This is a genomic window from Streptomyces sp. S.PNR 29 (assembly GCF_030386795.1).
Lineage (GTDB): Bacteria > Actinomycetota > Actinomycetes > Streptomycetales > Streptomycetaceae > Streptomyces.
In genome coordinates this window covers 824023-844037 of sequence record NZ_JANUQM010000001.1, presented here as the reverse complement: position 1 = coordinate 844037, position 20015 = coordinate 824023, and the positions used below count along the sequence as shown (strand labels likewise).

General features: G+C 71.2%; 21 protein-coding genes and 1 tRNA gene. 10 read left to right on the top strand and 12 right to left on the bottom strand.

Annotated elements, in window-relative coordinates; translation table 11 throughout:
* Positions 1–144: 144 nt before the first annotated feature.
* Positions 145–1125 (bottom strand): WYL domain-containing protein, encoded by a 981-nt coding sequence (locus NW895_RS04090; protein ID WP_289933736.1) that lies wholly within the window; start codon positions 1123–1125, stop codon positions 145–147.
* A gap of 102 nt (positions 1126–1227) precedes the next feature.
* Here NW895_RS04090 and NW895_RS04085 point away from each other — a divergent pair, with 102 nt between their 5' ends.
* Entirely contained in the window at positions 1228–1641 is a 414-nt protein-coding gene (locus NW895_RS04085; RefSeq protein WP_289933735.1) for a DUF3224 domain-containing protein, read from the top strand.
* Between the two features lie 72 nt (positions 1642–1713).
* On the opposite strand, the gene NW895_RS04080 is transcribed toward NW895_RS04085, so the two are convergent.
* The gene (locus tag NW895_RS04080) at positions 1714–1974 is read right to left on the bottom strand and encodes a zinc ribbon domain-containing protein (RefSeq protein ID WP_354670067.1); all 261 of its coding nucleotides are present in this window, start codon (positions 1972–1974) and stop codon (positions 1714–1716) included.
* A gap of 25 nt (positions 1975–1999) precedes the next feature.
* On the opposite strand from NW895_RS04080, the gene NW895_RS04075 reads away from it, so the two are divergent.
* Positions 2000–2212: a hypothetical protein gene (locus NW895_RS04075; protein WP_289933734.1), complete on the top strand. Its 213-nt coding sequence runs from the start codon at positions 2000–2002 to the stop codon at positions 2210–2212.
* 185 nt (positions 2213–2397) lie between these two features.
* Positions 2398–2470 (top strand) — tRNA-Thr (locus tag NW895_RS04070).
* A 38-nt stretch (positions 2471–2508) separates the two neighbouring features.
* Here the strand turns inward: NW895_RS04070 and NW895_RS04065 are convergent.
* A complete protein-coding gene (locus NW895_RS04065) occupies positions 2509–3198 on the bottom strand; it encodes a pentapeptide repeat-containing protein (RefSeq protein WP_289933733.1) in 690 nt (229 codons plus the stop codon).
* Between NW895_RS04065 and NW895_RS04060 the strand changes: the two genes are divergently transcribed.
* Positions 3197–4513: an NAD(P)-binding protein gene (locus NW895_RS04060; RefSeq protein ID WP_354670066.1), complete on the top strand. Its 1317-nt coding sequence runs from the start codon at positions 3197–3199 to the stop codon at positions 4511–4513. The genes NW895_RS04065 and NW895_RS04060 overlap by 2 nt on opposite strands.
* 61 nt (positions 4514–4574) lie before the next feature.
* The gene (locus tag NW895_RS04055; RefSeq protein WP_289933729.1) at positions 4575–5555 is read left to right on the top strand and encodes a zinc-binding dehydrogenase; all 981 of its coding nucleotides are present in this window, start codon (positions 4575–4577) and stop codon (positions 5553–5555) included.
* A gap of 65 nt (positions 5556–5620) precedes the next feature.
* Here NW895_RS04055 and NW895_RS04050 read toward each other — a convergent pair whose 3' ends face one another.
* The 3 genes from NW895_RS04050 to NW895_RS04040 are packed head-to-tail and all read right to left on the bottom strand — an operon-like array spanning position 5621 to position 9882.
* On the bottom strand, positions 5621–8869 hold the full coding sequence (locus NW895_RS04050; protein ID WP_289933728.1) for an IPT/TIG domain-containing protein: 3249 nt from the start codon (positions 8867–8869) through the stop codon (positions 5621–5623).
* Positions 8870–8884: 15 nt separating this feature from the next.
* Entirely contained in the window at positions 8885–9193 is a 309-nt protein-coding gene (locus tag NW895_RS04045; RefSeq protein ID WP_289933727.1) for an FAD-dependent oxidoreductase, read from the bottom strand.
* Between the two features lie 11 nt (positions 9194–9204).
* A complete protein-coding gene (locus NW895_RS04040) occupies positions 9205–9882 on the bottom strand; it encodes a rhomboid-like protein (protein WP_289933956.1) in 678 nt (225 codons plus the stop codon).
* A 34-nt stretch (positions 9883–9916) separates the two neighbouring features.
* Between NW895_RS04040 and NW895_RS04035 the strand changes: the two genes are divergently transcribed.
* Entirely contained in the window at positions 9917–10825 is a 909-nt protein-coding gene (locus tag NW895_RS04035) for an aminoglycoside phosphotransferase family protein (protein ID WP_289933726.1), read from the top strand.
* 16 nt (positions 10826–10841) lie between these two features.
* Here the strand turns inward: NW895_RS04035 and NW895_RS04030 are convergent, their stop codons facing one another.
* Entirely contained in the window at positions 10842–11342 is a 501-nt protein-coding gene (locus NW895_RS04030; protein ID WP_289933725.1) for a hypothetical protein, read from the bottom strand.
* A 7-nt stretch (positions 11343–11349) separates the two neighbouring features.
* Here NW895_RS04030 and NW895_RS04025 point away from each other — a divergent pair, with 7 nt between their 5' ends.
* Positions 11350–12840 carry a M1 family metallopeptidase gene (locus tag NW895_RS04025; protein WP_289933954.1) on the top strand — a complete coding sequence of 497 codons (1491 nt, stop codon included), beginning with the start codon at positions 11350–11352 and terminating at the stop codon, positions 12838–12840.
* On the opposite strand, the gene NW895_RS04020 is transcribed toward NW895_RS04025, so the two are convergent.
* Both NW895_RS04020 and NW895_RS04015 read right to left on the bottom strand, forming a co-directional pair.
* On the bottom strand, positions 12776–13276 hold the full coding sequence (locus NW895_RS04020; RefSeq protein WP_289933724.1) for a GNAT family N-acetyltransferase: 501 nt from the start codon (positions 13274–13276) through the stop codon (positions 12776–12778). The two genes, NW895_RS04025 and NW895_RS04020, sit on opposite strands and share 65 nt — an antisense overlap.
* Positions 13277–13435: 159 nt before the next feature.
* Complete coding sequence (locus NW895_RS04015; RefSeq protein ID WP_289933723.1) at positions 13436–14011, bottom strand: TerD family protein; 576 nt, start codon at positions 14009–14011, stop codon at positions 13436–13438.
* 165 nt (positions 14012–14176) lie between these two features.
* Between NW895_RS04015 and arfB the strand changes: the two genes are divergently transcribed.
* A complete protein-coding gene (gene arfB / locus NW895_RS04010) occupies positions 14177–14614 on the top strand; it encodes an alternative ribosome rescue aminoacyl-tRNA hydrolase ArfB (protein WP_289933722.1) in 438 nt (145 codons plus the stop codon).
* Between the two features lie 235 nt (positions 14615–14849).
* On the opposite strand, the gene NW895_RS04005 is transcribed toward arfB, so the two are convergent.
* Complete coding sequence (locus NW895_RS04005) at positions 14850–15317, bottom strand: GNAT family N-acetyltransferase (RefSeq protein ID WP_289933720.1); 468 nt, start codon at positions 15315–15317, stop codon at positions 14850–14852.
* 52 nt (positions 15318–15369) lie between these two features.
* Complete coding sequence (locus tag NW895_RS04000; protein WP_289933719.1) at positions 15370–15954, bottom strand: flavin reductase family protein; 585 nt, start codon at positions 15952–15954, stop codon at positions 15370–15372.
* A gap of 294 nt (positions 15955–16248) precedes the next feature.
* Between NW895_RS04000 and cdgB the strand changes: the two genes are divergently transcribed.
* Together cdgB and NW895_RS03990 are read left to right on the top strand one after the other, a co-directional pair.
* A complete protein-coding gene (cdgB, locus tag NW895_RS03995; protein WP_289933717.1) occupies positions 16249–17919 on the top strand; it encodes a diguanylate cyclase CdgB in 1671 nt (556 codons plus the stop codon).
* A 120-nt stretch (positions 17920–18039) separates the two neighbouring features.
* Positions 18040–18987: a carbohydrate-binding protein gene (locus NW895_RS03990; RefSeq protein ID WP_289933715.1), complete on the top strand. Its 948-nt coding sequence runs from the start codon at positions 18040–18042 to the stop codon at positions 18985–18987.
* Positions 18988–19036: 49 nt separating this feature from the next.
* Here NW895_RS03990 and NW895_RS03985 read toward each other — a convergent pair whose 3' ends face one another.
* Positions 19037–19966, bottom strand: a complete 930-nt coding sequence (locus NW895_RS03985) for a 1-phosphofructokinase family hexose kinase (RefSeq protein WP_289933714.1) — start codon at positions 19964–19966, stop codon at positions 19037–19039.
* Positions 19967–20015 lie beyond the last annotated feature (49 nt).

Here is a 20015-nt window from a genome sequence, read left to right as displayed (position 1 = left end):
ACGGGTCATTCCGTTGTGGTGTAGTCCACACGCGTGAACTGGCTCAGGACGGTACCTGGCGTTCACCTCGTCTGTCAGTACCTGTGGGTGTGTGAACTTCGCCGAAATTTTCGATCAAGCATGATCGCGCCCAATCACGCCTGATCACCCATACCGCTCCGCCAGCACGGCCACGGCCTCCCCGACGGCCCGCCGCAGCTCCGGCGGACCCAGCACCTCCGCCTCCGTGCCGAGCCTGAGCAGATCGCACACCGCGACCGCCTCCGACTCCACGGCCAACTCCACCTCCACCCAGCCCTCACCGTCCGGCGGCCCGGCCCCCTCCAACGCCCGCACCCCCGCCGAACCGAACTGCATCGGCAGCAACCGCTGCGCCCGCGGCGACACCCGCACCCGGGCAGTCCCCTGACGCACGGCCGCCTCCAGACGCCGGGACGACTCCTCCCAGTAGGCGGCGAGATCGAACCCGTCGGGCCGCTCGAAGCGCTCGCCGGTCACCTCCACCTCCAGGAACCGGGAGATGCGGTACGTCCGCACGGCCCCGGCCCCGGGCACCGCACCCTCCGCCGACGCCACCAGGTACCAGATACCGCCCTTGAGGACGAGCCCCAACGGCCGCACCTCCCGGCGCACCTCGCCACCCCACCGCCGGTAGTGCGCCCGCACCACCCGCTGCTCCCACACCGCCCGCGCGACGGCCTCCAGATACGGCACCGGATCGGCGTCCCGGAACCACGCCGGAGCGTCCAGATGGAACCGCTCCTGAGCCCGCCGCGCCTGCTCGGCCAGCCCGTCCGGCAGCGCGGCCTGCAACTTCAGCTGAGCCGTCGCCAGCACCGCCCCCAGCCCCAGCTCCCGCGCCGCCCCCGGGACCCCGGCCAGGAACAGCGAACCGGCCTCGGCGTCGGTGAGCCCGGTCAGCCGCGTCCGGTACCCGTCCAGCAGCCGGTAACCGCCCACGGGCCCCCGATCGGCGACCACCGGCACACCGGCCGCGCTGAGCGCCTCGACGTCCCGGTAGACGGTACGAACCGACACCTCCAGCTCCGCGGCGAGCTCGGGGGCCGTCATCCGGCCGCGGTTCTGCAGCAGCAGGAGGAGGGAGAGGAGGCGGTCGGCACGCATGCGGATCATTGTGGCGCCATACCTGACAGGAGATGTCAGGTACGGCCGACAAGGTGGTGCCCGCACGACAGCGAGCCGTACCGCCGAGACAGGAGAACGACCATGCCCACGAGGACCACGACCACCGGCCACTTCACCTTCGCCGACTGGAAGGAAACCCCCGTGGGCCCCGCGGACACCAGCCCCCGCCTGGCCCACGCCTCCGTCGTCAACAGCTTCTCCGGAGGCATCGAGGCCGCCGGCACCTTCTGCGAGTACTCCATCGTGTACGTCACCGAGAAGACCGGCTCCTTCGCCGGCATGGAACTCCTCACGGGCCGGCTCGACGGCCGCGAGGGCAGCTTCGCGCTGGAGGAGCGGGGCTTCTTCGACGCCGACGGAACGGTGCACTGCACCTTCGAGGTGGTCGAGGGATCGGGGACGGGGGAGCTGACGGGGCTGCGGGGGAGCGGGGGGTTCACCGCTCGGCAGGGGGAGCCGTCCGTGGCGTACAGCTTCGAGTACGCGGTGGACTGACTCCAAGGCAGAGCACCAGACTCCACAGGCATTTCGGCCGACGACCCGTCGGTCCGTACCGCATCAGCCGCATCATGCGGCAAGCGAACACTCCTCAAGCTCCGATGCCTTGATCACCGTCGGCGTCTTCTTCCCCGGTGGTAGTCCGGCTACGACCAACCAGTACAGCCTCATCCCCTCGTCCCGGATGTTCGCGGCGGCATTCACATCCCGGTCATGGACAACTCCGCACTGGGCGCATGTCCACTCCCGGATCGAGACGTCCATCTTCGGCCCCTTGGAGTGACAGGCCGAGCAGCGCCGGGTCGAGGGGAAGAAGCGGTCGACGATCACCAGCGTCCGCCCATACCACTCGCACTTGTACCTCAACTGCCGCAGCAACTCGCCCCAAGCGGCGTCGGTGATCGCGGTGTCGGTACAGGCGGTGGTGAGTGTCGGGTTCCTTGGCGTGCGCCTTCAGGGGAGTCGCCTTGCGCGTGTGGTGCTTGCGGCGGTCGCCGATGCCGAGGGCCTCGCGCTTGATGCGCTTGGCCTCCTCGCCCTTCACCGCTTGCGGCTTCGGCTTCTCTGACGACTCACCCATGAACCCCTCCCGACGATCCGATCTTCGGAACACACGTCAGATCGATCAACGAACTGGTGCGCGGATGGTTACGGGCAGTTTTGGGACTGGGCGAGTACAGGACTTCGTGGCTTGAGGAAACGGGCTCTGTGTACAGTGGTGCCGCCTTCGCGTGTGGCGTTGTAGTGCGCGATGCCGCCTTAGCTCAGTTGGCAGAGCCACGGATTTGTAACCCGTAGGTCGTCGGTTCGATTCCGACAGGCGGCTCAAAAGCCCAGGTCAGAGCAGCTCTGTCCTGGGCTTTCTCATGCCTGCTCCACCGCCTCCACCCTCACCCCCAGCGCAGCCGCGAACACCCCCGCCAACTCCACCAACTGCCCCGGACTGATCACCGCGCCCGCCAGCCGCTCCACCCCCCGCGTGATCTCCAGCGAGGCGGCGCCGCGCAGGTCGACGTCCGTGAGGGTTGCGCCGCTGAAGTCGACCCCCTGCAGGGTGCAGTCCAGGAACTGCACCCGCTCCAGGCGGGCGCCGCCGAAGTCGGGCTCGATCAGGGTGCAGCTCTCGAAGACGACGTCTCGGAGGCGGGCGGAGCGGAGGTTGAGGTAGTCGATCTTGCCGCCGTGGATCAGGACGCGTTCCAGGGCGGCGCCGTGGAGTCGGGTGCCGCCGAGCCGGGCGTCGAGGAGTTCGACGTCGCGGAGGGTGGACTCGGCGAGGTCGGTGCCGACGCCTCGGACGCCGGTGAGGACGGAGTCGAGGATGCGGGCGTGCGGCAGTCGGGTCTCGTCCAGGGCGCAGCCCCTCAGTGCGCAGTCCATGAAGCGGGCGCCTGTGCCGTCGTGGCCGGTGAGGTCCGTGTTCTGGAAGTCGACGCCGTCGTAGTCGCCGTCCGGTTGCAGATCGGCGGCGCCGTACGGTTCGAGAGGGGGCAGCCGGACTTCCGGCCTTCGTGCCGCCTTCACTCCGGTCGCGCCCGCTGCTCTCTTCGCCATGTCCTCATGCTGCACCCCGCCACTGACATCCCGCCTGAGCTGCGACGACGGCTTTCGCCTCGCCGTGATGTCACATTCCGGGGCTCTGCGCCGGTCGTACTCGCAGAAACGCAGGAGCAGAAGGCGACCCCGACCGAGAGGGAGATTCCCCGTCATGCAACGCATCACCGTCATCGGTGGCGGCTTCGCCGGGCTGACGGCCGCCATCACCGCCGCCGAGGCGGGCGCCAAGGTCACCGTGCACGAAGCGCATCACACTCTCGGCGGACGGGCGCGGACCGCCGAGGGCCCGTACCGGACGAACGAGGGCCCGCATGCCCTCTACAACGGCGGCCCGCACTGGGCCTGGCTCAGGCAGCGGGACCTCATCGGGCCGCTGGCCCCGCTTCCTGCGCTGGAGGTGGCCCGGCTGCGGCTCCGGTACAAGGGTGAGCTGCGGCGCACTCCGCCGTTCGCGATGCTGAAGCTGCTGCGCCGGGGCCTGAGGCAGGCGCCGGTGGACGTCGATTTCATGAGCTGGGCGACCGATGTGGCCGGTGCGGAGGGTGCTCGTGCCGCTGCTCACTACGCCGCTGTCGCGCTGTTCCATCACGATCCCGGTTCGTTGTCCGCCGCGTTCGTGCAGGAGCGTCTGCGTCGGGCCACGAGGGTGCCGCCCGAGGCGCATTATCCGCGTGGTGGCTGGGGTGGTGTCATCGACCGGATGGCCGCGCGGGCGTGGAATCTGGGCGTGCGGGTGGAGACGCTGTCCCGTGTCGACACCCTGCCGGCCGGCGCTCCCGTCATCGTCGCCACGTCCCTCGACGCGGCCCGCCGTCTGCTGGACGACGACTCGCTGACCTGGCCGAGTGGGCGTGCCGCTCTTGTCGACCTGGCCGTGCGGACCCGGCGCGGTGATGCCTTCGTGGTGTCCGATCTGGATGCGCCGGGCTGGCTGGAGCGGTTCACCGCGCAGGACCGTACGCTCGCTCCCGCGGGTGAGCAGCTGATTCAGGGGCAGATTCCGATCGCGCCGCACGAGTCGAGGGCGGACGGTGTGGCACGCGCCGAGCAGTTGCTCGATCTGGGTTTCCCGGGGTGGCGTGAGCGTGTGACCTGGCGGCGTGAGGCGGTCGCGAGTGGCCGCACCGGTGCTGTCGATCCGCCCGGTACGAGCTGGCGTGACCGGCCCGCTGTCGACCGCGGTGACGGGGTGTATCTGATCGGTGATCAGGTCGCGGCGCCCGGCGTGCTGTCGGAGGTGTCCTTCAACAGTGCCCTGGCCGCCGTTTCGCTCGCGCTCGGCCGTGACGCACTTGACCTCAAGCAAGCTTGAGGTTGGAGAGTGGGGCTCCTGCGAACGCGTAGAACGGGTGTACGTCCACAGGGGGATCCACATGCACGCTGTCCGTCTTCACAGCTTCGGCCCGGCCGAGAACCTCACCTTCGAGCGGGTGGAGGATCCTCGGCCGGGCCCGGGGCAGGTTCGTATCGCTGTCCGTGCGGCGGGGGTTCATCTTCTGGACACCGCCCTGCGGGAGGGCATACAGGGCCCGCTGCCCGAGTTGCCGTCGCTGCCGACCGTTCCGGGCCGTGAGGTCGCGGGTGTCGTCGAGTCGCTCGGTGCGGGTGTCGCGGACGTCTGGCTGGGCAGGCGGGTCGTCGCCCACCTCGGGTTCGCGCCCGGTGGTTACGCCGAGCTCGCCGTCACCGATGTCGATCGCGTCCACGAGGTGCCGGCGAACCTGGACTTCGCCGAGGCCGTCGCCATGATCGGTACGGGGCGTACGGCGATGGGGATTGTGCAGTTCGCCGAGCTGGGCCCCGGTTCCGTGGCCGTTGTTCCGGCGGCGGCCGGCGGTATCGGCACGCTGCTCGTGCAGTACGCGAAGAACGCCGGCGCCACGGTCATCGGCCTCGCGGGCGGCCCGGAGAAGGTGGCCCGTGTCGCGGCGAACGGTGCCGATCTCGCCGTCGACTACCGGGATCCGGAGTGGGCGGGGAAGGTGCGCGCCCAGCTGGGCGGCCGTACCGCGACCGTCGTCTTCGACGGCGTCGGGGGCGAGGTCGCCCGTGAGGCCGTCGCCCTGCTCGGGCCCGGTGGCAGGCATGTCGTCTTCGGCTGGTCCGGTGAGGGGATTCGTGACGGCAGCCCCTACCTCGTCGAGGGGGTGTCCGAGCAGGTTCTGGGCCCGGTGATGATGCAGAAGGCCGGTGGTGACCATCCTGTACGGACTCTGGAACTGCGTGCCCTCGCTGAGGCCGCCGAGGGCCGTCTCGTCCCCGCTGTGCAGCGTTTCCCGCTCGCGGAGGCGGCGGCCGCGCACCGGGCGCTGGAGACGCGGGGGACGATCGGGAAGGTGGTGCTGGAGCCATGAGCACCAGGGGGGCGGCCGACCGGCCGCCCCCCTGGTGCTCTCACTGCGCTCTCAGCTGCGGCACGTCAGCTCTTGACCGTGCCGGTCGCCTTGCTCACCGCCGACCCGTCCTTGTGGCCGGTGCGGTGTGCGGTCACCTTCACGGTGATCTTCTTGCCTTTCTGCGCCGACTTCAGCACCACCGAGGACTTCGTCGCCCCGCTGATCGCCTTGCCGTTCGCGTACCACTGGTACGAGTACGACGTCGCCGCCGGGCTCCATGTCCCGTTGGTCGTCCTGAGCGTCTTCCCGACCTTGGCCGTGCCGCTGATCACGGGCAGTCCGGTCGACTTGGGCGCGTCGCCCTTGGCGACGGTCACGGCCGCCGAGGTCGCCGTGCCGCTCTGCCAGCCGCCCTTGACCGCCGTGACGGTCACGGTGAGCTTCTTGCCGACGACCGACGCGGGGATGGTGTACGAGGCCGAGGTCGCTCCGGAGATCGCCTTGCCGTCGGCCTTCCACTGGTACGTGTAGGAGGTCGGGGCGGCCGACCAGCTGCCCGGCGCTGCCGTGACCTTGGCTCCGACCTTGGCCGTGCCGGTCACCTTGGGGGCGGCCGTGTTCTTCAGCTGGGGCTCGGTGACGGTGAAGGTGCCGCGCTGGAACTCCCAGCCGCCCGCGAACACGCTGACGTTCCAGGTGCCGGGGGCCGCGTCCGTCAGGTCGAGGGTCGCGGTCAGCGTCCGGTTGTCCGCCGAGACCGACTCGGTCGTGGCGGTCAGGGTCTTGCCGCTCTGGCTCAGGCGCACCGTGGCGTTCGCGGGCAGCGCGGTGCCGGTGACCGTGAGGGTGACCTTGCCGCCGGCGACTCCGGTGCCGGGACTGACGGCGGTGACGCCGACCCGGTCCGGGCCGCACGGCGTGGAGAAGCAGGTCAGCTTGGCGCTGTAGGAGGTGGCGGAGGCCTTCTCCGGCAGACCGAGCAGGAACAGCGTCGGGGCCGGCCCGGTGGTCGAGCCGCCGGCCGCACACTGGTAGCCGGATGTCGTCCACGTGCAGCCGTTGTCCCACTTGGCGTTGTAGAGCGCGGGCACCGCGGTCGTGGTGGCGCCGGTGGTGTCCTCGACGTCGAGGTCGAAGCGGTCGTACCCGGCCGTCGGCAGCACCGCGCACACCGCGGTGTGCTGCTCGTCGAGGGTGCCGGTGACGGGCCCGTAGCCGTACGACACCGACGGGACCTTGGCGCACTCCGGTGCCGGTCCGTCCGCGGTCGCGATGCGCAGGGCGTCGAGGTGGTACGCGGGTGCGGCCTTCAGCGTGGCCGGGGTCTGCACGAGGACCTGGTGGGTGGTGGATCCGGTGACCGCGCAGGAGCGGTTGCGGAAGGAGCATTCGGCGGTGCCGTCACTGCCGAAGGCGATGATGTTGGCGGTGCCCAGTGCGTCGCGGACGTCGAGGTGCAGGACGTCGGTGGTGGCGTCGGTGGTGACCTGGTGGCAGGTCAGGGTGCCGGGCTCGCCGTACGCGCCGGTCAGGGACGGGCCGCCGACCTTGGTCGCGGCGGTCCTGGCGCAGCCCGCCGAGGTGGCGGTGGCGGTAACGTCACGCCGGGTCAGGGTGTAGGTGGCGGGCAGGTCGCGGCCGGTGACCAGCACGGTGTGGGCCTGGCCCGGGGTCAGCGCGCAGTACGCCCACCCGTTGAGGGTGGAGGTGCGGTCGCAGACCTTCTTGCCGGTGGCGTCGAGCACGGAGAACTTCGCCGGTACGCCGCCGGAGGTGGCGGTCAGCTGGAGGACCTCCGCGTCCGTGTGGGCGTCGGCGGGGATGCTCAGGCACCGTGAGAAGACTCCGTCGCCGGTGGTCAGGGTGGCCCTGGCACCGTCGGCGGTGTAGCTGCCGGAGGGCAGGGGCGGGCAGTTGTTCGCGGCGTCGGTGCGGTGGAAGGCGATCGTGTAGGGGCCCGTCGCGCTGTCGCCGACGTCGTCGGTGTGGACCAGCGCCCGGTAGGGGGCCTGACCGGTCAGTGCGCAGTCGCCGTCGGCCAGCTCCGTCGCGTTGCACTGGGCCAGGCCGTCGCGGTCGTAGACGGCGAGCTCGGTGTCCACGCCGGTGGGGGCGATGGGGGTGAGTGCGGCGATGTGGGCGCCCTGCGGGACGTCCAGCGTCAGGCAGTCGTACTGCCCGACCGTGCTCAACTCCCCCTTGTACACGCCGGTTTCGGTGGTGACGCAGCCGGCGTCGGAGGCGCGGTCGAGGACGAGGAGGTCGTCCGGGTCGTCTTCCGCGGCGCGGAAGGGATGGGTGCCGTCGAGGACGGCGGTGTACGTGCCCGCGGCCGGCAGGCGGCACGGGTCGCTCTCGCGGCAGGCGATCTTCCCGTCGGTGTCGTACACGCGGACCGGGCTCGCGGAGTAGTCGTCGAGGGAGTGGACGAGGTGCGGGCCCGCCTTGTCGACGGTGAAGGTGAAGCAGGGGTTGGTGCCGAAGTCCAGGCCCTTCAGCGGTCCGAAGGGGCGTACGGACGCGGTGCGGCAGCCCCGGGGGTCCGACAGCGACCGCACCGTGACCGCGTACTCGGCGGGGTGGCCGCTCCCGGCGTACGTCACCTTGGACAGCACGCGGTAGGGGCCGTCACCGGGGAGCACGCAGCTGCGGGTGTCCTCGTCGTCCTCGGTGATGCGCGGGCAGATCCAGGCGCCGCTGTCGTCGGTGATCCACGCCAGGGTGTCGCCGTAGACCTTGGTTCCGTGGGTGAGGCGGACGCGTTCGCCCGGCTTGCCCTCGAACTTCTGGCAGTCGATCTCCAGTTCGCTCACCGAGGTCCGGCTCACCGCGGCCAGGTCCCAGCTCGTGCCGGCGGAGTCGAAGCAGCCCGGTGTGTCCGGGCCGAGCGGGACGACGGTGAAGGAGGTCTCCCCGTCGCCCCAGCCGTCGTTGACGACCTTGAGGGTGTAGGTGCCCGCGGCGGGCACCTGGCACTGGCCCTCCTGGGAGAACCGCTCCTCGTAGCAGTCGACTTCGGTGCCGTCGGCGGCGTACATCCGCGCGTACAGGTCGGTGTGGTCCGGCGTCACCAGGTACAGGCCGGCCGCGGGAGCGGTCAGGGTGAAGCAGGTGCTGCTCTGGGCCGGGACGGTGGTCTTGGTGACCGCGTCCCCCGGATCGCCGAAGGACGCGAGCGTGAGCGGCGCGCACGCGTCGCCGTCGGCGAGGGCGGGGCTCGCCCCGGTCAGGGTCAGCAGTGAGGCGAACAGCGAGACGACAGCGGCGAACACGGCCGGAAATCCGGCCGCCCGCCCCCGTCTCGCCGACGGACAGGAGTCGTCGTCGGACACGGAATCCCCCCAGGATCAGTGGTCGTTGGGGCGATATTCGCACACGGGTGTGACAGCGCACTCGTGAGTATCCGGGGGCGGAACCTGCCTCAGTGCCGCCCGGCCACCCGGTCGGCGATCCGCGCCAGTTTCGAGGACTCCGCGCTGTTCGTGCGCCGCCTTCTTCAGGTAGTAGGCGGTCCACAGTCCCGTGTACCCGCCTCCGACGATCACCACATCGGCGGACGTGTCCCCGGCGAGCGGCTCCCGTACCGCCGGAAGTCCGTCGTCCGCGTACCAGAAGGAGATGCCGCCGTTCACGACACCGCTGGTCGAGCTGCTCATGGCCGGGAACGTCAACCGTTGCGGGCAGCCGGTGTCTCCTTCGGATTCCGTGGTCTCGCGCGGCCCGGATCACGGCCCCGGGTCAGCGGGTGACAGGCGAGTCCGATCAGCAGCGCGACGAGGTGCCCGAGGTCGGTGAACGTCCGCCCGACGGCGAGCGCGGCCCCGTAGAAGAGCAGCACGAGCGCCAGGTATCCGTACCGCCACCGCCTCGGGACGCGGTACACCAGCACGCCGACGATCCCGGCGAGCGCGTAACTCACCCCGATGTCGAGGGTGTTCACCGTCGACGAGGGCGCCCGCCCCTCCCACAGTGCCACCAGGACCGCGCCCTCGCTGATCAGCGTGGCCAGCACATGCGCCAGGACGCACACGGTCAGCCAGCGCAGTGTCCCCAGCCAGCGCTCCGCGGGGGCGTGGAAGACGCTGTAGAGCAGGAGGTACGGCAGCCAGTACCCGCCGTCGACCAGCAGCGCGCTCGCCAGCAGTACCCGCAGGGGGTGCTCCGACAGGCCCTGGATGTTCGTCGACCTCTCCCGCAGGAACTCCCGCTCTAACTCCGGTGACATGGTGTGCACGGCCACCGTCGTGATGAACAGCATCCCGAGCCAGACGTACGTGCCGGGGGCGCTGCGGGCGTAGAGCAGCGCGCGCCGTCCCAGGCCTCGCCGGTCCGGCGTGAACCGCATGACCCGCCTCACGTCCGACAGTATGGTCGGAAAGATGATCGATGTGCCGGACGAGTTGGCCGCGTCGCAGGCGAGGTACAACGGCGAAGCGGGCCGCTCCTTCATCGCCCGCCTGCCGGAGCTCGCGGCCGGGTTCCTCGACCGCTGGGGGCTACGGCCCGACGGACCGTCGATGTCCGGTGTGTCCGCGCTGATCGTGCCGGTGGTGCGTCGCGCCGACGGCACCCCGGCCGTGCTGAAGCTGCAGCTCCTCGACGAGGAGAGCGTGGGCGAGCCGGTCGCTCTGCGTCTGTGGGACGGCGACGGGGCGGTTCGCCTCCTCGACCACGACGAGCCCACCGGCACGCTGCTGCTGGAGCGCCTCGACTCCACCCGGATGCTCTCGCACGTCGCCGACTCCCGTGCGGCCGCCCTCGTCATCGCCCGCCTGCTCGCCCACCTCACCGCCACCCCGGCGCCGGCGGACATGCGCCGCCTGGGCGACATCGCCCGGGCGATGCTGGACGACACGCCGAAGGCCCTGCCCGGGATCCCGGACCCGGAGGCCCGCCGCCTGGTCGCGGACTGCGCGGCCGCCCTGCGGGAAGTGGCCGGCGAACCCGGCGACCGCCTGCTCCACTGGGACCTCCACTACGAGAACGTCCTCGCCTCCGACCGCGCCCCCTGGCTCGCCATCGACCCCAAGCCGCTCGCCGGCGACCCCGGTTTCGAACTGCTCCCCGCCCTGTACAACCGCTTCGACCCCGACGAGATCCGGTGGCGCTTCGACGCCATGACGGACGTCCTCGGGCTCGACCGCGCCCGGGCCCGCGCCTGGACGCTCGGCCGTGTCCTGCAGGACTGCCTGTGGCAGATCGAGGACGGGGAGCCGCTGAGCGAGGAGCGCGTGGAGATCGCGCGCCGGCTGCGCGACCCGGACGGGCATAGTGAAAGGATCCCTTAGGCCGCCGGTTCTCGCGTCACGCCACCCGCGGGAACCGCGCCTGCAACCCCCAGATCGCCGGGTTCTCCCCCAGGTCCTCGTGCAGGTCGACCAGGTCGGCGATCAGGTCGTGCAGGAAGTCCCGGGCCTCGCGGCGCAGTGCGGAGTGGGAGAAGGTCAGGGGCGGTTCGGCCGGCGGCAGCCACTCCGCCTCGATGTCGACCCAGCCGAAGCGGCGCTCGAAGAGCAGGCGGTCGGTGGACTCGGTGAAGTCCAGTTCGGCGTGCTGGGGGCGGGCGGCGCGGGACCCCGCCGGGTCGCGGTCGAGGCGCTCGGCGATGTCGCACAGGGCCCAGGCGAAGTCGAGGACCGGCACCCATCCCCAGGCTGTGGAGATCTCCCGGTCCGTCTCGGTGTCGGCGAGGTAGACGTCACCGCAGAACAGGTCGTGGCGCAGGGCGTGGACGTCCGCGCGGCGGTAGTCGGTCTGCGGGGGGTCCGGGAAGCGGTTGGAGAGGGCGTAGCCGATGTCGAGCACGCATGTGATGGTGTCACGCCCTTCTAGGATCGATGACGTGTCCCGTTGTGCGACTGTTGTCCCCTCCGCCGTGGCGGTCCTCCTCGCCCTGACCGCGTGCGGCGGGGGTGTCGAGGGCACCCCCGGCGGGTCCGGTGTGCGCGACCCGTACTTCCCGAAGGCGGGCAACGGGGGGTACGACGTCACCCACTACGCCCTGGACCTCGCCTACGTACCCGGCACCCACCACCTCACCGGCACGGCGACGATCACGGCCCGCGCCACCCAGGACCTCTCCGCATTCGACCTCGACCTCAGGGGCCTGCGGGTGGAGCAGGTGACCGTGGACGGCCGCGGTGCCCGCTGGAACCGTGCCGGGCAGGAGCTGACCGTCCGCCCGCCCGGCGAACTCGACGACGGCGACACCTTCCACGTGACCGTCCGCTACTCCGGGACCCCGGTGACCATCACCGACCCGGACGGCTCGCAGGAGGGCTGGCTGCGCACCGCCGACGGGGCGCTGGCGCTCGGTGAGCCGACGGGGTCCATGGCGTGGTTCCCCGGCAACCACCACCCCTCCGACAAGGCGTCGTACGACCTCGCCGTCACCGTGCCCGAGGGGCTGCGGGCCGTGTCGAACGGGGAGTTGGCGAGTGAGACGTCCAAGGGCGGGCGTACGACCTTCCGTTGGCGCACCACCGAGCCCATGGCGAGCTACCTCGCCACCGTCGCGATCGGCGACTACACCGTCAGCCGTTCCACCACCGGAGGCGGCCTGCCCGTGTACGTCGCCGTCGACCCGGAGCAGGCGGAGGAGAGCCGGGCCGTACTGGTGAGGATCCCCGAGGTCGTCCAGTGGGCGGAGGGCGTCTTCGGCCCGTACCCCTTCTCCTCCACGGGCGCGATCGTCGACCGCGAGTACGACGCGGCGTACGCCCTGGAGACCCAGAACCGGCCCGTCTTCCCCGGCGCCCCCGACGCCGAGACCCTCGTGCACGAGCTCGCCCACCAGTGGTACGGCAACTCCGTCACCCCGAAGACCTGGCGCGACATGTGGCTGAACGAGGGCTTCGCCACGTACGCGGAGTGGCTGTGGCGGGAGGACCACGGCGGCGACACCGCCCAGCAGACCTTCGACGCGCTCTACGACGAGAACTCCGAGGTGCTCTGGGCGTTCCCGCCCGCGAGCCCGTCCGACGCCGCCCATATCTCCGGCCGCTCGGTGTACGACCGGGGCGCGATGGTCCTGCACAGGATCCGGCAGACGGTCGGCGACGACCGTTTCTTCGGCATCCTGCGCGGCTGGGCGTCCGCCCACCGCCATGGGAACGCGGACACCGGCGACTTCACGGCCTACGTCGAGAGGAAGGCGCCCGGCGTGGACTTCGGGCGGATCTGGGAGGAGTGGCTGTACGGGGACGGGAAGCCCGCCCGCCAGGACCGGACGGGTGCCCTCACAGCTCCTTGCGCAACACCGCGCACGGGCGGCCGAGCTGGCGGTCCCTGCGGTGGTCGATGATCCCGTAGCCGAGGGTCGTCCAGAAGGCCAGGCCCTTGGGGTTGTTGTCGAGGACGGCCAGGCGTACGGCGGGGCGGCCCGCCGTGCGGAAGCGGTCCTCGACGAGGGAAGCCAACCGGCGGCCGTGTCCCTGCCGTTGCACGGTCGCGTCCACCATCAGCAGGCCGATCCACGGGTCGGGGTCGGCCGGGTCGGGGTGGTGGGCGAGGGTGATCGCGGTCCCGACCAGGCGGCCCTCGCAGCGGGCGAGCAGCACCTCCACGTCCGGGTTGCTCAGCTCGCCGGCCAGCGCGGCCGCCACCTGTTCCGGGCGGATGTCGTCCGGGTCCGGGAAGTCGCCGCTGAGGGCGTGGAAGTCGCGGTTGGAGGCGTAGACCGCGGTGAGTTCGGTGAGCAGCGGCGGCGGGATGCTACGGGGCAGGCGGTCGAGGATCACGCTGGGCAACCTATCGCGGGGCATGCCGGGAACTCCGGTGTCCGGAGACTCCGGTTCAGGTTCGCCGACGGCCGCCCCGAGGGACATGACGCCGGTCGGTCTCCAGGACCCGGTCGGGGTCCTGGAGACCGGCGGTGTCCGCGGTGTCCGCGGTGTCCGTCAGACGTTCACCCCGAAGTCCTGGGCGATGCCCACCAGGCCCGAGGCGTAGCCCTGGCCGACCGCGCGGAACTTCCACTCGGCGCCGTTGCGGTAGAGCTCGCCGAAGACCATGGCCGTCTCCGTGGCCGCGTCCTCCGACAGGTCGTAGCGGGCGATCTCGGCGCCGCCGGCCTGGTTGATGATGCGGATGTAGGCGTTGCGGACCTGGCCGAAGTTCTGGCCGCGGTTCTCCGCGTCGTAGATGGAGACCGGGAAGACGACCTTGTCGATGTCGGCCGGGAGGGCGGCGAGGTTGACGTTGATGGCCTCGTCGTCGCCGGCGCCCTCGCCGGTGCGGTTGTCGCCGGTGTGGACGATGGTGTTGTCCGGGGTCTGCTTGTTGTTGAAGAAGACGAAGTGGGCGTCGGAGTACACCTTGCCCTGGCCGTTGACCGCGATCGCGGACGCGTCGAGGTCGAAGTCGGTACCAGTGGTGGTACGGACGTCCCAGCCGAGGCCCACGGTGACGGCGGTCAGGCCCGGAGCTTCCTTGGTGAGCGAGACGTTGCCGCCCTTGGACAGGCTTACAGCCATTGTTGGGAGTCCTTCCCTCGTTACGTACGCAATATTCCGTGCGGTTCGTGCCGCAAGAAGCTACAGCTACCCCTATCAACGTCGAGAGGGGGACGCGGGGTTCCAGGTCGCTTTACTTTCTTTACCGGGATATTCGAGTGACGTGGACCGGGCGGAACCGGGAACATGGACGGCATGTCCGGTCCCTATGTCATCCGTGGCTCCGTCTCGCTTCCCGAGGCCGAGCTCATGTGGCGTTTCTCGCGGTCGTCGGGGCCCGGCGGACAGCACGTCAACACCAGCGACACCCAGGTGGAGCTGAGCTTCGACCTGTCCCGCACCGAAGCGCTTCCCGAGGTGTGGAAGCGGCGGGCGCTGGAGCGGCTGGCCGGGCGCCTCGTCGACGGCGTCGTCACCGTCCGCTCCTCCGAGCACCGCTCCCAGTGGCGCAACCGCGAGGCCGCCGCCGTACGCCTGGCCGCGCTCCTCGCCGAGGCGACCGCACCCCCGCCCAGGCCGCGCAAGCCGACCCGGATCCCCCGGGGGATCAACGAGCGCCGGCTGCGGCAGAAGAAGCAGCGCGCCGAGATCAAGCGGGGGAGGACCGGACGGGACTGGGGCTGAGTCGGCCTTCGCGTTCGCACACGATCGTCGATCCGGGTCCATTCGCCCGCCCGCCCCTCTAGGTCGTGTCCGCAAAGTCCCTCCGTCCGCCCGGAGGGCGGGCCCTGCGGCGTCTGGTGCGTGCTCTCGGCGTGCCGGGTGCAGCCCCTCGTACTGGACGTACTTGGGTCTGCGCCCGGTGCGGCGAGAGTGCGTGCCAGGCGTCGCGGGGCAGGAGGGACTTTGCGGACACGGCCTAGGACAGCTCAAGCACCCCTACCGTCTGGCCGCCGCTGGTCTCGCCGGTCGTCCGGAAGCCGAGGCCCAGGTAGAAGGCGCCCGGGCCGGTCGGACCGGGGTGCCAGGTGACGTAGAACTGCTCGCCGCCCCGGCGGCGGATCTCGGCGGCCACGGACTCCACGGCGAAGCGGCCGTACCCCCGGCCCTGCACCCCGGCGTCGATGTTCAGCCGCCACAGGCCGGAGCGGAACAGGGTGCCGTCCTGGTGCCAGTCGATGCCGAAGAAGGCCATGAGGAAGCCGACCGGGCGGTCGCCGTCGACGATCAGACGCGGCCAGGCCACGCCGGGATGGACGTACGCCTCCGCCAGCGACTTGACCACCGGCGAGACGGCGTGCTCCTGGTCGGGGCGGACCCGGACGGCGAGGGCGGCGTCGAGGTTCTGGGGGGTGATCTCCTCCAGGCGGAGGCCGGTGATCGTCATGCGCGCACCCTAGGCGGGCCGGTCACTGCCGGGCCAGCGAAAATTTCGCGTCTCAGCCCAGCTGCCGGTACCGCCCGCGGAAGTACGTCAGCGGCCCCCCGTCCGCGCTCGGCACCCGGGCCGTGAGGACCCGGCCGATCACCAGCGTGTGGTCGCCGGCCGGCACCCGCTGCTCGGTCCGGCACTCCAGGGTCGCGAGGGCGCCGCCCACCAGGGGCGCCCGGGAATGCTCACCCCGGACGTACGCGATGTCCTCGAACAGCAGGCGGTCGCTGATGCGGCCCTTCATGGCGAAGCGGCCCGCGATGTGCCGCTGGCTCTCGGAGAGGACGGAGACCGCCCACAGGGGCTGCTCGGCGAGCAGGTCGTCCATGCGGGAGCCCTCGCGCAGGCTGACCAGCACCAGCGGCGGGTCCAGGGAGACCGAGATGAACGCGGTGGCCGTCATGCCGACGTCCTCGCCGGCCGGCGCCCGGGGGTCGTCCGGGTCCAGCGGCGGCTCCTGCGCGGTCACCAGGACCACGCCCGAGGCCAGCCGGGACATGGCGGCGCGGAACTCGTCGTTGCTCACCTCCCCAGCATGCCCGGAGGCGGGCGACGGGATCACCGGGGACGTGGCGGAGGGAGTGTTCGGCACGCCGGAAACGCTAGTCGCCACGCCGTGTGCGGCGCATCGGACCCCGGTCCGAGAGCGGACCTAGGACTCGTGGCGTAGTCTCCACGAATTGCGTTCGGTAAACGCACAGGAAAAACGCAGAAACCTCACTCAATTGTTCATCTTTCCCTGTGACTTGAGTCACAAGGGGCGAGAATTGTTGACCCTGTGTACCGAGTGGGCAGCGCGCTGTGATTCAGTGGCTGGGAAGCTGCAACGACGATACCGCCGAAGAGAACCCTTGATTCGCTGCGAGGTCTCGGGGGGAGGGCGAGCATGGAGGCCGAGTCGGAGCCGTACGTCCGCCTTGCGTCCCTGCGGCAACTGCACCAGGTCATGGCGGACATGAACACGGCTCGTAGTCTGGCGGACACACTGCAGACCGTCGCCGACGGCGTCGTGAGCGCCCTCGGGTACGAGCTGGCATGTGTGAACCTCGTACGCCCCGACGGCGACCTCGTCGTCGCCGCCTTCGCCGGCAACCCCGCCGCCGAGGCGCTCATCACCGGCCGGGTCGGCTCCCGCGAGTCCTGGGACCGGCGCCTGACCATGGGCGAGCACTGGGGCGACCTGGTGTTCATACCCCACACCGAGGGCTGGATCCTCGACGACGACGACGTCCCGCAGTGGTACACCGACGGTCCCGCGCCCCGCTTCGAGGACGAGTGGCACCCCTCCGACCGGCTCTTCGCCCCGATGTTCGCGCCCGGCGCGCAGGGCGGCGGCTCGTCCGGCGAGCTGATCGGCGTGCTCTCCGTGGACCGCCCGCGCAACGGCCGGCGCCCCGGCGCGTGGGGGCGCGAGGCGCTGCAGATGTACGCCTTCCAGGCCGCGATCGCGATCAGCAACGCCCGCCTGCGCGCCAACATGCAGCGCGCCTTGGTCCGCCTGGAGCGTGAGCAGCAGGCCCTCAGGGCGAGCGAGGAAAGCTTCAGGCAGGCCTTCGAGTACGCCCCCTCCGGCATGGCCATCGCCGAGATGGGCGGCGACCAGCACGGCCGGATCCTGCGCACCAACGACGCCCTGTGCCGCCTGCTCGGCCGCCCCGCCTCCGTGATGCGCCGCTACTCCTTCTCCGACCTGGTCCACCCCGAGGACATAGGCACCCTGCTGCGCACCTCGGCGGAGGGCGGCCGCGCGGAGCTCCGCCTCGGCCGCCGCGACGGCACCTACGTCTGGGTCTCCCTGCGCAACTCCGTCGTCGCCGACGCCGCCGACGGGCCCCGCTTCCTGCTCACCCACGTCGAGGACATCGAGGAGCGCAAGCGCCGCGAGCTGCAGCTCGCCCACCGTGCCTCGCACGACTCCCTCACCGGCCTGCCCAACTCCGCCGAGCTGCGCTCCCGCCTCTCCGCACGCCTGTGCCAGCGCCCCCAGTCGCCGCACCCCGCCGTGCTCGACTCGGCCGACTCGGTGGACGCGGCCTACGGCCACCCCGCCTTCGACGTGGCCGGCCACGGCTTCGACTTCCGGCCCGGCACCGAGATGTTCGACACATACGACCACCATGTGCACACCGTCGCGCCGCCCGACGACCGCGACGACGGCACCAAGGGGCTCGCGGTGCTCTTCTGCGACCTCGACGGCTTCAAGTCGATCAACGACCGGTTCGGGCACAACGCCGGTGACGCGGTCCTCATCGAGGTCGCCCGCCGCCTCAGCAACGGCGTCCGGGACGGCGACACCGTCGCCCGGCTCGGCGGCGACGAGTTCGTCATCCTCGCCGACGGCCTCGGCCGCGCCGACGCCCAGGACCTCGCCGTACGCCTGCGCAACGAGATCATCCAGCCGATCCGCGCCGAGGGCCGCGCCGTACGGGTCGGCGCCAGCTTCGGCATCGGCTGGGCACACTGCGGCATGACGGCGGACGAGGTGTTGAAATCCGCTGACGAGCGGATGTACGTCGAGAAACGATCTCGTCCCAAACAGCATCGACGCGCCGGGTGACCCCCAGGTCAGTGGGCTGATGCGGTGTGAGTCACCCGTTTGGGCCAGCTGGAGCGGGTAGGCTCGCTCATCTCACCACCCGTACCGCATCCGCACCGCACCTGTTGAGGAGACCTAGGGATGACGCCCGGCAACAACGGCGCGAGCACGCCCGAGGACGACGACCCGTTCGGCTACCTGTACGCCGACGGGCAGGCCAACGGAGCCCAGCCGCCATCCGGTGGTTACGGCTACCCGAACTCGGTGAACCGGGTGCGGACCGTCGGTACCCGGCAGTACGGCCAGCAGCCGCAGGCCGCCGGCCAGACCGCCCCGTACGCCCAGGCCCCGCAGCAGCAGGGCCGGCCGAACGCGCACTACGCCGCGCCGGAGACGTTCCCGGGCGGCGCCCCCACGACCCAGCAGCAGTCGGTGCCGGGCGACGGCGGCCGTGGCCGCGGGCCCAACACCAAGGGCCTGCTGATCGGCGCGGTGGCGGTGGTCGCCGCGGTCGTCGTCGGTATCGGCGTGGCCATGATGAGCGGCGACGACTCCAAGAACGACAACGCCGGCAACCAGGCGTCCACCGCCCCGTCCGCCGAGCAGAGCGGCGAGCCGAGCCCGTCGGCCAGCAACAGTGCGGCGGCCAGCGATGTGGAGCTGCCGAAGACCGACGCGAAGGCGATGCGGCTGGACGGCGGGGCCGCCACGGCGTCGGACGTCAAGGGCGCCCAGGCGGACGGCGGGGTCTATGTGACGGGCTTCAACACGGTCGGCGCTTCGGTCACGTGGACCGTCAACGGCATTCCCAAGACCGGCAAGTACACCGTGTACGTCGGCTACAGCGTCCCCGGAAAGGACGGCACCGCCACGCTCACGGTGAACGGAACGCCCTCCAAGACACCGGTCGACCTGAAGAACTGGACCGGCGCACCCGAGGGCGACTACACCAAGGGCTGGACGAAGACCTACAACTACGTGCAGCTGAACAAGGGCACGAACACCATCAAGCTCTCCTGCGAGCAGGGCAACCAGTGCGACGCGCTGCTCGACCGGATGTGGCTGGCGAAGGGCTGGGTCGGGAGCTGATCCCTGGCCGGTCGGGCTGAGAAGCAGTCGAGAACACAGCAAAAGGGCGTTACGCCGCGCTGACCTCCGCCGTCACCGCTACCCGCCCCAGCAGGTCCTCGTAGGCCCCCCGGTCGAACTCGCCCGCTGTCGGCGCCAGCACCGTCGCCGCCGACAGGGAGACCGCGCGGGTCAGCCGGTCCGGCCAGGGCAGCCGTTCCACCAGGCCCGACAGCAGGCCCGCGACCACCGAGTCGCCGGCGCCGGCCGGGTTGCCGTGGACACGGGACGGCGGGGCCGCGCGCCAGCGGCCCTCAGCGGTCACCGCGAGCAGTCCCTCCGTGCCGAGGGAGGCGACGACGGCCCGGGCGCCGCGCCGACGGGCGTCCTGCGTGGCCCTCAGCGGCTCGTGCGAGCCGGTGAGCTCGGCCAGTTCCTCGGCGTTCGGCTTGACGATGTCCGGCCGGGCGGCGACCCCGCGCCGCAACGGTTCGCCGCTGGTGTCCAGCAGTACCGGCACGCCCGCCGCCCGGGCGGTGCGCACCAGCCCGGCGTACGCGCCCACGGGCACCCCCGGGGGCAGGCTGCCGCACAGGGCCACCGCGGAGGCGGAGGCGAGCAGGCCCTCGTACGCCTCCTGGAAGGCGGACCACTCGGCGGGCGAGACGGCAGGGCCGGGTTCGTTGAGCTGGGTGGTGTCGCCGGTCCGCGCGTCGACGACGGCGATGGTGCGGCGGGTCGCGCCGGCCACCGGCACGAGCGCGTCGGTGATCCCCCGGGCTGCGGCGAGCCCCTCCCGCACCACCCGTCCCGTGGCTCCGCCTGCGAAGCCGGTGACCGTCACCTCGTGGCCGAGGGCCGCGAGGACGCGGGCCACATTGACGCCCTTCCCGCCCGGCCGTTCCGTCACCTCGGAGATCCGGTGGGAGGCGTGCGGCCTGAGTGCCCGTACGCGATAGGTGATGTCGAGAGCGGTGTTCAGCGTGACCGTGAGGATCACCCGGGCCGACCTCCCCCGATGAATACGCTTGTCCGACGTTCCGGAGGCT

Coding starts and splice junctions, on each gene's coding strand:
- NW895_RS04090 (WP_289933736.1), bottom strand. CDS start 1,125: ATGCGTGCCGACCGCCTCCTCTCCCTCCTCCTGCTGCTGCAGAACCGC.
- NW895_RS04060 (WP_354670066.1), top strand. CDS start 3,197: ATGTCCTCATGCTGCACCCCGCCACTGACATCCCGCCTGAGCTGCGAC.
- NW895_RS04005 (WP_289933720.1), bottom strand. CDS start 15,317: ATGACGATCACCGGCCTCCGCCTGGAGGAGATCACCCCCCAGAACCTC.
- NW895_RS04065 (WP_289933733.1), bottom strand. CDS start 3,198: ATGGCGAAGAGAGCAGCGGGCGCGACCGGAGTGAAGGCGGCACGAAGG.
- NW895_RS04085 (WP_289933735.1), top strand. CDS start 1,228: ATGCCCACGAGGACCACGACCACCGGCCACTTCACCTTCGCCGACTGG.
- NW895_RS04040 (WP_289933956.1), bottom strand. CDS start 9,882: ATGCGGTTCACGCCGGACCGGCGAGGCCTGGGACGGCGCGCGCTGCTC.
- arfB (WP_289933722.1), top strand. CDS start 14,177: ATGGACGGCATGTCCGGTCCCTATGTCATCCGTGGCTCCGTCTCGCTT.
- NW895_RS03990 (WP_289933715.1), top strand. CDS start 18,040: ATGACGCCCGGCAACAACGGCGCGAGCACGCCCGAGGACGACGACCCG.
- cdgB (WP_289933717.1), top strand. CDS start 16,249: ATGGAGGCCGAGTCGGAGCCGTACGTCCGCCTTGCGTCCCTGCGGCAA.
- NW895_RS04015 (WP_289933723.1), bottom strand. CDS start 14,011: ATGGCTGTAAGCCTGTCCAAGGGCGGCAACGTCTCGCTCACCAAGGAA.
- NW895_RS04055 (WP_289933729.1), top strand. CDS start 4,575: ATGCACGCTGTCCGTCTTCACAGCTTCGGCCCGGCCGAGAACCTCACC.
- NW895_RS04045 (WP_289933727.1), bottom strand. CDS start 9,193: ATGAGCAGCTCGACCAGCGGTGTCGTGAACGGCGGCATCTCCTTCTGG.
- NW895_RS04025 (WP_289933954.1), top strand. CDS start 11,350: ATGGTGTCACGCCCTTCTAGGATCGATGACGTGTCCCGTTGTGCGACT.
- NW895_RS04035 (WP_289933726.1), top strand. CDS start 9,917: ATGATCGATGTGCCGGACGAGTTGGCCGCGTCGCAGGCGAGGTACAAC.